This is a genomic window from Verrucomicrobium sp. BvORR106 (assembly GCF_000739655.1).
Lineage (GTDB): Bacteria > Verrucomicrobiota > Verrucomicrobiia > Verrucomicrobiales > Verrucomicrobiaceae > Verrucomicrobium.
Genome location: NZ_BATR01000178.1, coordinates 1 through 10,258 on the forward strand (window position 1 = coordinate 1; position 10,258 = coordinate 10,258).

The window sequence follows — 10,258 nt, forward strand, 5'->3', positions numbered from 1 at the left end:
TGACTGGACCGCCACGGGCGACCTCATCTTCATCAACACCGTCATCGGCCACCTTTGGCACGGCATCGACGGAGCGCACCTGAAGCGCATGCACGGGCAGGATCTCAATCCCCGGGCCTACCAGCTCATGGACCAGATCGCTGATCACTACCACTGGGACACCGGCAAGAGCTGGACGGACTCCCGCGGTGGCGTGGGCGTCAATGACCAGCTCGGCGGTGGCCACGCCCACGTCGGCATGATCATTTATCAGGGCACCAACTGGCCCAAGGAATATCGGGACAAGGTTATGACCTTAAACCTGCACGGCCGCCGCATCAACGTGGAGCGTCTGGAGCGTCAGGGCAGCACCTTCGTCGGCAAGCATGAGCCCGACATCCTGAAGAGCGATGACACCTGGTTCCGCGGCGTGGAGCTCACCTACGGCCCGGACGGCGGCGTGTACATCCTGGACTGGAGCGACATCGGCGAGTGCCATGAGAACGACGGCGTGCACCGCAACTCCGGCCGCATTTTCAAAGTCACCTACGGCGACGCTGTGAAACCCAAGGAGACCGACGTCACCAAGCTCAGCGATGAAGAGCTGGTGAAACTCCAGCTCAGCGACAACGAATGGCTCGTGCGCATGGCCCGTTGGGAGCTGCGTGAACGCGCCCACCGCGGCAAGGTTCCTGCCGTGGCCAATCTGGTTCTCGACACCTTCAAGAACGCCCCCACCACGGGCAAGAAACTCAACGCCTGGTGGACCATGGGGTACGCGGGACTGCTGCGTGCAGACTCCCCCGCCGCCCAAGACGCCGTCGCCGCCATGGTGGCAGGGATGATCAAGTCTGACAGTGAGTTCCTCCGCCGCTGGGTGTTGCAAACCATCACGGCTGAGGGCCCTACACCCCGCACCGCAGGCATCCTGGCAAGCCTCGCCAAGGAAGAAGACAGCGCCTTCGTCCGCCTGCACCTGGCTTCCGCCCTGGGACGCCTGGCAGATGCCGAGAAGCCCGCACTGGCCACCCAGCTGCTGGGCCATGCCGACGATGCCAAGGATGCCTACCTGCCGCTCATGTACTGGTATGGCATCATGGACATGCCCCCGGCAGAGCTCGCCAAGCTGGCCACTTCCTGCCAGATCCCGCTGGTCCGCCAGTTCATCGCCCGCCGCTGCACAGAGGACATCGAGACCAACCCGGCCCCGCTCAACACCCTGCTGGGCAATGTTGCCGCCTCGAACTCCGCCGACATCCTGCAAGGGATGACCGACGGCCTCAAGGGCTGGGCCAAGGCGAAGAAGCCTGCGGCCTGGGATGCCTTTGCCGCCAAGGTGACAGAGGCCACCCAACAGGAACAGCTCCGTGCCCTGAGCGCCCTCTTCGGCGACGGCCGCGCGTTGGACGACATCAAAAAACTGGTGCTGGATGACAAGGCGGACTTCACCGCCCGCCGCAATGCCCTGCAGTCCCTCATCGCCGCCAAGGCCGACGGCCTGCGCGAGGTGTGCGAGAAGCTGCTCAAGACCCGTGACCTGAACATGACCGCCGTGCGCGGTCTGGCGCTGTATGATGACGAGAAGATCGGCGAGTCGCTCGCGAAGAGCTACCGCAGCTTCTACCCCAACGAACAGCCTGCGGTGATGGACACCCTCACCTCCCGGGCGAACTTCGCCAAGGCGATGCTGAAGCAGGTGGGCACCGCCCCCAATCAGATCCCCCGGAAGGACATCACCCCCTACCAGGCCCGGCAGATGCGCAGCTTCAAAGACGCTGCACTGGACAAGCAACTCACCGAAGTGTGGGGCGACATCCGCGAGTCCAGCGCCGACAAGCAGCAACTCATTGCCGCCCTCAAAGGCAAGCTGACCAAGGAGCTCGTCTCCAAGGCCGATGCCAGCGCCGGGCGCGTGATCTTCAACCAGGTGTGTGCCGCCTGCCACAAGCTCTATGGCGAGGGCAACCTCATCGGCCCCGACCTCACCGGCAGCGGTCGCAAGGACGTGAACTACCTCATCGAGAACATCGCCGACCCCAGCGCCACGCTGGCCGCCGACTACAAGATGTCCGTGGTGAACCTCAAGGACGGCCGCATCCTCAGCGGCAACATCGCCGCCAAGACCGACCGCACCCTCACCATCAAGATGGTGGGCCAGGAGCAGGTCGTGGAGCGCGGAGACATCACCAGCATCCAGGAACTGCCCGTGTCCTTGATGCCTGAGGGTCTGCTGCTCGCGCTGTCGGATGAGCAGGTGCGCAACCTCATGGCCTATCTGACCAGCGACTCCCAAGTGGCGTTGCCGGGGCAGTAGGAGGAAATAATAAAACTTCAAAGATCAAAATTCAAAATTCAAAGGACCCCGGGAGGTGACTTCCGGGGTTTTTTGTTACCCACGAACAAGCTGCGAGGGCAGATGGCCGCGGAATACAAGAGGCGGGGTCTCCGGCCCCGCGGTCTGTTGGATGGACGGTGTGAGAGAGCGATCAAGGGACTCTTGATGCCTGGGCGGGGCTGGGAACCCCCGCTTCCTTTATCGACTCATCAAGTCACAGGTGATTTGCCCCACCAGAACGCACTTGCCCGCCCCATGAAACCAACCATGCCGAAGGCATCCCAGAAGGTAGCCGGAGGTTGAGGGAGCGTAGCGACCGACACCTCCGGAACCTACACAAACAGGTCCCACCCTGAAGCGTGGCAGATTCGCTCGCCCTCCCCTCTCAAACAAAAAGGCCGGAGGTCATCACCTCCGGCCTTTGAAACTACTCGCTACTCAGTACGAAAACCCATCTCACTCAAACCCCTGGGACTTCATGTACTTCAGGCTCTGGGGCACCTGCTCCATGACGGAGGGAGATTCGTCTTCGATGAAATAATGTTTCACGCCCACCTTCTTGGCTGTTTCCAGCACGGCGGGGTAGTTCGTCTGGCCGGAGCCCAGCACCACATCATTTTCCAGGTCCGTCTTGCCGGACAGGGAGCCCGTGGCCACACCCTTCTTCAGGTCCTTCAGGTGCATCAGCTTCCAGCGGTTGCTGTACTTCTCCAGCAGCTTCACCGGATCCTGGCCGGGGAACACGATCCAGAGCACGTCCATCTGATAGCTCACAAACTCCGGCTTGGTCTCGGCAAAGAGGAGGTCGAACAGGGTGCCCTCGCCATGAGGCACGAACTCATACCCGTGCGGGTGGTAGAAGAAGGTGATGCCCTCCTTCGCCAGAGCTTCCCCGGCCTTGTTGAAGACGGAGGCGGCTTCGCGACACTCTGCTTCATCGAACCCGTCCTTGTGGTCGATCCAGGCACACCCAGCGTATTTTAATCCGAGCGCCTTGGCATCTTTCACCACGCCGGCGATGTCGCCCTTCAGACGGCCAAAAGGGAAGTGGGAGCTCACGGCCTTGAGACCGCGCTTGTCCAGCTCGCCTTTGAACTGTTCCGGCGTCTGGTCATAGGTGCCAGCCAACTCCACTTCGGTGATGCCGAAGCTCTTGACCTGGTCCAGCGTCCACGCCACGCCGCGTAGCTTGAACTGGCTCCGCAGGCTGTAGAGTTGCAGGCCGGTGGTCGGCTTTTCAGAGGCGGCGGCAGCGGCAGGCGCATCGGCCGCTTGGGAGGTCAGCAAGACAGCTCCGGCCAGGAGCCCAATTGCAGAGGCAGTGAGGAGAGGCAGACTTTTCATCATGGAATGGGATCGTAGTAAAGACCCCGGACAGGCGCAAGGTTGGACTGGATTTCTGGCGAATTGCCCTCGCCCCGGCGCTCGCGAAGTGGCGTTTCGGTAAAAACACCTTCGGAGATCGGCCCCATCGTACGTTTTAGTCTGACCCTATCGATTCCTTCCCCTGCTCTGAACGCTTCCATGAAACCTGCCCTGCCCCTGTTTGCCGCCCTGCTGCTCTCACTCACCTCCTCTCTCCATGCGGCGGACGCCTCCCCTGCGGACGCTTTGTGGGAGAAAGTCAGCGCCGCGCGACAGGCTCTCACCAGCCCGACCAAGCAGTTCCAGAACAAGGAGGAAGCCAAGGAATACTACAAGACCAGCATCGCTGCCTATGACGCGGCCTACAGTGAGCTCGTGGAGAAGTTCCCCACGGACCCACGCCGCTGGAGCGCCCTGCTCTTTGAAAGCCAGACCAACAGCTCTCGAGAGGAACTGGGCGTGCCCGTACGCGAGGGCTCCAAGGACGCCATCACCCAGATCCTGAATGCCCCCGACGCCGACAACCGCACGAAGTCTGAAGCCAGCGCCCTGCGCGTGATGCAGGAGGAGACCAATGACGGCAGCACCGCCAGTGCTGCCGCCTGGGAGAAACTGGCTGCCGAGCACCTGGAGAAGTACCCGCTCTCCCCGCGCAATGCGATGATCAAGGGCCTGCTCGCCAGCAGCCAGCTCACCACCCCGTTTCGCACCAAGCCCCTGGATCTAAAGTTCACCGCTCTGGATGGCCGTGAAGTGGATCTCGAAACCCTGCGGGGCAAGGTCGTGCTCATCGACTTCTGGGCCACCTGGTGCGGCCCATGTGTCGAAGAACTCCCCCACGTGACGAAGGCCTATGAGAAATTCCACGACAAGGGCTTTGAAGTCGTGGCCATCTCACTCGACCAGGATCGCGGCGTACTTGAGACCTTCGTCCGCCAGAACAACCTGAAGTGGCCCCAGCACTTTGATGGCAAAGGTGGCGACGGAGAACTCTGCAAGCGCTTCGGCATCCAGATGATCCCCGTCATGTGGCTCATCAACAAGCAGGGCCTCCTCGTCCAGACCAATGCCCGCGGCAAGGTCGAGAGCGAGGTCGAGCGCCTCCTGGCTGAGTAGAGCCGCAACCTACTTCACTTCCACAGGCGGCACGCTGGCACCTTCTGCTGGCGTTGCCGCCTTCTTCGTTTTGGCAGCGAACACCTTCCGGTCCAGGTTCGTGCTTAGCGAGGCCGCGTCCCACTTTACCGTGACGCCATCGGCAGGCACATCCAGCCCGGCGCTCCACAGCACGGAGTTCAACAGAAACCGACGTTGGCTCTCCCACCCCCAACCGATATGTAGGTCGCAGCCGGTGAAACCCACACTGCGTCCGCCATTGGGGCGCTCGTAGGCCCACGCGATCACTTCCGCCCGCCCGGCGTGGCTTTTGGCATCCGCCGTGGATCGCCCGGAGTCCGGCACCGCCCCCACCAGGAGAGGCGTCACACCCTTCTCGGCAAAGTGCAGATTGAACAGCCAGCCGTCCTTGGGCGCGGCAAAGGCCTGCACCCCACGCGTGGCCGAGTGGGAGGGGATGCTCTCGAAAGCCATGTCCCAGTGCCCACGGGAGCCGATGTCCTTCTGCCACACCGCTCCCAGCCAGGATTGGAACTCCTGGGACTGGGATGCTGGCACCTCCACGGCCTGATGCAGCATCACCAGCCCCGCTTTCTGATCCATGAGCCCTTTGATCTTCGCCCAGCGGGCGGGCTCCAGCAGGGCCAACTTGTCCCCGCCATCCATATAGCAGAGCACGGCCTTCGCCCCATCCAGCACCTTTTCGTTCTTGGGCCAGCCCTCCGCCACGAGCACCGGCCACACACCCGGCACCTCCTTCAGCCACTGTCTCATAAGAGCACATCCGGCAAAGTACTCGTGCTGCAGCGGCTTGTTGCTCGGGGTCCCGGCGATGAGGACAATCTTGGCCAGCTTCGGGTCAGGACTCTCTTCCTCCAGCGGCACCTGTTGCTGCTCGGCAGTGAGTTCCGCCCGGCTGGAGGTGGCGGCGATCAAGAAGACTGACCATGTGCAGCCAGCCAGGAGAAGGGAGCGAGAGAAAAAGGAGGTCATGGCAGGAACGGAAGCGGTGTTGGGAACATCACTTCAACCAGCGAGAGATTGCCAATCTGTCAGCGTTTTGTTTTTCTTGTTCGCTTACCCATTCACCCCTGCTTTAGACCCATGCCCGTGAACGTCCTGCCCTCCTCCCGTCTCGCCGCCCTTCTGCTCGCCGTAGGTGTCAGCAGCAGTCACGCGGCCACCCCGGCGGTGACCCCGCTGTTCTGGCCAGACCGGCAGGGTCCCACGAAGGATTGCCTGATCCCGGAATCCGAGGCCGCCAAACTGCCGCTGGAGTGGGATGAAGCCTCTGGCAAGGGCATTGCCTGGTCCACCCCGATCGAGGACGAAGGCCACTCCACCCCCGTGATCGGTGGCGATCTCATCTGGTTCACCTCCGCCTCCAAGGACGGCCACAAGATGTTCCTCTACGCCATCAACCGGCAGGACGGGAAGATCGTGCACCACAAGCTCCTCTTTCAAAACGAAGCCCCTGAGGAACTAGGCAACCCCATCAACAACTATGCCGCCCCCTCCTGTGTCCTGGAAGAGGACGCTCTGTACGTCCACTTCGGCACTTACGGCACCGCACGACTGAACCCCAAAACAGGTGAGGTCGTATGGCAGCGGCGGGACATCAACGTGCGCCACTTCCGCGGTCCAGGGTCCTCCCCCATCATCTATGACAACCTGCTGATCCTGACTTTTGACGGGATTGACAAACAGTTCGTCACCGCACTGGACAAGGCCACGGGCAAAACGCTCTGGACCACAAACCGGACGACCGACTACGGCGACCTCGACAAAGAAGGCAAGCCCACCCGCGACGGTGACCTGCGCAAAGCCTATGGCACCCCCTCTGTCATGAAGGTGGGCAACACGCTCCAGCTCCTCTCCGTAGGCTCACGTGCCGCCTTCGGCTATGACCTCAACACGGGCAAGGAACTCTGGACCATTCGGCACAAGGAGTTCAACGCTTCCGCCCGTCCCCTCTCCGTGGGCAACATCGCCTACATCAACACCGGCTCCGAGCGCGCCCACCTCATGGCGGTGAAGCTGGATGACACGGCCAAGGGAGACATCACCGAGAGCCACGTACTCTGGGACAGGGACAAGCGCAACGCCACCCTCTCCACACCTGTGATGGTGAACGGCCACATCTTTCAGGCCACTGGCGCTGGCGTGGGGGTCTGTGTGAATCTGCAGGATGGTGCCGACGTCTGGAGTGAGCGCATCTCCCCCGGCAAATTCGTCGCCGCGCCCATCGCCACCAAGGAGCGCATCTACTTCGTGAGTGATACGGGTGATGCCACGGTCATCGCCGCGAGCCCCGAGTTCAAGGTATTGGCCCGCAACAAGTTCAATGAACCCGTCACCGCCTCGCCCGCCGTGGCGGATGGGGCGATCTTTTTCCGTACCAAGACCCATCTGGTGAAAGTCGTGAAACAGTGACGCAATGGATGCCTGCGGGAGCCCCGTCCGGAACGTAGCGTAATCAACCGCCCGCCGTCGGCCGGGCCAATTCGATCACACCCCCATGAACTCCTTCTCTACCTCCCTCTGTCTCGCCACCGCCCTCTGTGCCCAGGCCGCTCTTGCTGCCGACTGGCCGCAATGGCGTGGCCCGGATCGCAATGGCATCTCCGCTGAAAGCGGGTGGAACGCAAAGTGGAGCAGCGCTCCCAAGGTCCTCTGGAAAGCCAATGTCGGCACCGGGTTCGCCTCCTTCACGGTGGCCAATGGCAAAGTGTACACCACGGGCAATGCCGACAACAAAGACACCGTCTTCTGCTTCGACGCGACGACAGGGAAGGAGATCTGGAAACACGCCTACGATGCTGATCTGGGAGACAAGTACTTCGAAGGCGGCACCACCGGCACGCCCGCTGTGGATGGCGACAAGCTCTACCAACTGAGCCGCTGGGGAGACGTCTTCTGTTTTGAAGCCGCCACCGGCAAGATCATCTGGTCCAAGAATGTGCAGCAGGAGACCGAGGCCCGCATCCCTGATTGGGGCTTTGGCGGCTCCCCTCTCGTGTGGAAGCATCTGCTCATCCTCAATGTCGGCCAGGGCGGTCTGGCTCTGGACAAGACCTCCGGCAAGATCGTGTGGGAGTCCGATGACCGGAACGCAGGCTACTCCACCCCTTACCCTATTGAGCGCAACGGCAAGACCGAGATCATCCTCGGCTCCGGACGTTCTTACGTCGCCGTGGATCCGGTCAACGGGCAGAAGCTCTGGGAACACCCCTGGAACACCAGCTACGGTGTGAATGCGGCGGACCCTGTCGTGCAAGGGGACCTCGTATTTGTTTCCTCGGGCTACAACAAAGGCGCCGCCCTCCTCAAGACGGCCGGCAGCAATGCCGATGTCGTCTGGCAGAGCCGCGTGATGCGCAATCAGATGAACCCCTCCGTACTCATCGACGGCCACCTCTACGGCATCGATGGCAACGAAGGCAAGGACGCTTCGCTGAAGTGCATCGAGTTCAGCACCGGCACTGAGAAATGGTCGGAGAAGAGCGCAGGAGCCGGGTCCGTCACCGTGGCGGACGGGAAGCTCATCGTGCTCAGCGAAAAAGGCGAACTCATCATCGCCGAACCTTCGAAGGACGCCTTCAAACCCCTCTCCCGCGCCCAGGTGCTGAGCGGACGCTGCTGGACTGTGCCCGTGCTGGCCAACGGCCGCATCTACTGCCGCAACGCCGCCGGCGACGTGGTCTGCCTGGACGTGAAAGGCTGACCCCCATCCCCACATTATTTCCCGCATCCTTTCTTCAAATGAGTATCCGCCTTTTCATCAAACCCGGCTGCCCCTGGTGTGACGAAGCCATCGACTGGCTCGAAGATCACAACGTGAAATACGAAGTGCTGGACGTCACCAGCGATCGCGAAGCACGCGCCGAGATGCATGAACTCACCGGCCAAAGCAAAGCCCCCAGCATCGATGTGGACGGCCACATTCTCGCCGACTTCGGTGCCGACGAGCTGGAGGCCTGGTGGAAGAAGATGAAGTTCCCCGCGTAGTCCCCCTCGTTCCTTGCATTCGCCTTCCTCCTCTGGTTTGTCCCTCATGCAACGCCGTCATTTCCTCCAATCCGCCGCCGCAGCCTCGGCCGCCTTCGGTGCCATTCCCCTGCTGGGGCAGAAGTCGGACAAGAAATACCGCACCGCGCTCATTGGCTCGGGCTGGTGGGGCATGAACATCCTCCGGGAGGCGATGGCATCCAAGCGGATCGACGTCGTCGCCCTCTGCGATGTGGATGAGAACGTCCTCACCAACGCCGCAGGCGACGTGGCCATCGATTCCGGCAAGGAACCCAAGACCTACAAGGACTACCGCGAACTGCTGGACAAAGAGAAGCCCGAGGTGGTCATCATCGCCACCCCGGACCACTGGCACGCCCTCCAGAGCATCGCCGCCGCCAAGGCAGGCGCCCACATCTATGTGGAGAAGCCCACCGGACACACGGTGAAGGAGAGTTCCGCCATGGTGCGAGCCGTCCGGGATGCCGGCGTGAAGGTGCAGGTTGGCCTGCACCGCCGCATCGGCCCCCATCATGTGGAGGCCCTGAAGTTCCTCAAGAGCGGCGCCCTGGGCAAGATCGGCGAGGTCCGCTGCCTCGTCGCGGGCAAGGGCGGTCCAGAGTCGCCCAAGCCCAACAGCGAACCGCCGGACGGCATGGACTGGGACATGTACTGCGGTCCCGCGCCCCTGCGCCCCTTCAACACCAAGATCCACCCCGGTGGCTGGCGTAATTTCCTCGACTTCGCCAACGGCACCATGGCCGACTGGGGCGTGCACTGGCTGGACCAGGTGCTTCTCTGGACCGATGAAAAGGCGCCCAAGAGCGTCTATTGCACCGGCGGCCGTCCCGTGGCCGGTTTCGCCGTGCTGACGGACAAACAGCAGACCAGCGACGCCCCAGACCATCAGGTCGCCGTCTTCCAGTTCGAACAGTTCACCGCCACCTGGGAGCACCGCAAGTTCGCCGGCAACGGCGACGACAAGCATCCCATCGGCACCCGCTTCTTCGGCGAGAAAGGTGTGCTCCACATCGGCTGGCGGGATGGCTGGACCTTCTACCCGGCTAACAGCAAGGATGCCGGTGCCCACGGTGATCACCAGCTCCAGGAGCCCGATGGTCACAACATCGCTCTCCTCTGGGCCGACTTCCTCGATTCCATTGAGCAGAAGCGCGAGCCCGTCGCTGGTATCGAAAGCGCCCACCGCTCCTCCTGCCTGCCCCTTCTGGGCATGCTCTCCTACAAGCTCGGCCGCAGCATCGCCTGGGACGGCGAAAAAGAAGTGATCCCCGGCGACGCCGAGGCCAACAAGCTCCTCAGCCGCGCCTACCGCGGCCCGTGGGAGTATCCGGTTTAAGCTACACAAAGGTTCCTTCTTTCCCTTCCGACATAGCAAGCCATTCGGCGTTCCCAAGCCACCCGAGCTCCACCAACACCTGATCCTGCGGAGCAGGA

At 62.2% G+C, this 10,258-nt stretch carries 8 protein-coding genes; 6 read left to right on the forward strand and 2 right to left on the reverse strand.

Features of this window, described 5'->3' with window-relative positions; translation table 11 throughout:
• Positions 1-2,293: PVC-type heme-binding CxxCH protein (locus BV106_RS31405; protein ID WP_038171515.1), on the forward strand; the 2,293-nt coding region annotated here is incomplete at its 5' end.
• 477 nt (positions 2,294-2,770) lie between these two features.
• Here BV106_RS31405 and BV106_RS31410 read toward each other — a convergent pair.
• Entirely contained in the window at positions 2,771-3,661 is an 891-nt protein-coding gene (locus tag BV106_RS31410; protein ID WP_038171517.1) for a sugar phosphate isomerase/epimerase, read from the reverse strand.
• Between the two features lie 177 nt (positions 3,662-3,838).
• On the opposite strand from BV106_RS31410, the gene BV106_RS36530 reads away from it, so the two are divergent.
• A complete protein-coding gene (locus BV106_RS36530) occupies positions 3,839-4,795 on the forward strand; it encodes a TlpA disulfide reductase family protein (RefSeq protein WP_051946632.1) in 957 nt (318 codons plus the stop codon).
• 9 nt (positions 4,796-4,804) lie between these two features.
• On the opposite strand, the gene BV106_RS31420 is transcribed toward BV106_RS36530, so the two are convergent.
• Complete coding sequence (locus BV106_RS31420) at positions 4,805-5,788, reverse strand: hypothetical protein (RefSeq protein ID WP_265596272.1); 984 nt, start codon at positions 5,786-5,788, stop codon at positions 4,805-4,807.
• Between the two features lie 111 nt (positions 5,789-5,899).
• On the opposite strand from BV106_RS31420, the gene BV106_RS31425 reads away from it, so the two are divergent.
• The 4 genes from BV106_RS31425 (at position 5,900) to BV106_RS31440 (ending at position 10,160) form a co-directional block, all read left to right on the forward strand.
• On the forward strand, positions 5,900-7,228 hold the full coding sequence (locus tag BV106_RS31425) for a PQQ-binding-like beta-propeller repeat protein (RefSeq protein WP_038171518.1): 1,329 nt from the start codon (positions 5,900-5,902) through the stop codon (positions 7,226-7,228).
• Between the two features lie 85 nt (positions 7,229-7,313).
• Positions 7,314-8,519 carry a PQQ-binding-like beta-propeller repeat protein gene (locus BV106_RS31430; protein WP_038171520.1) on the forward strand — a complete coding sequence of 402 codons (1,206 nt, stop codon included), beginning with the start codon at positions 7,314-7,316 and terminating at the stop codon, positions 8,517-8,519.
• 38 nt (positions 8,520-8,557) lie between these two features.
• The gene (locus BV106_RS31435) at positions 8,558-8,803 is read left to right on the forward strand and encodes a glutaredoxin family protein (protein WP_038171521.1); all 246 of its coding nucleotides are present in this window, start codon (positions 8,558-8,560) and stop codon (positions 8,801-8,803) included.
• Between the two features lie 46 nt (positions 8,804-8,849).
• A complete protein-coding gene (locus tag BV106_RS31440; RefSeq protein ID WP_038171523.1) occupies positions 8,850-10,160 on the forward strand; it encodes a Gfo/Idh/MocA family oxidoreductase in 1,311 nt (436 codons plus the stop codon).
• The last annotated feature ends 98 nt before the right edge of the window (positions 10,161-10,258 follow it).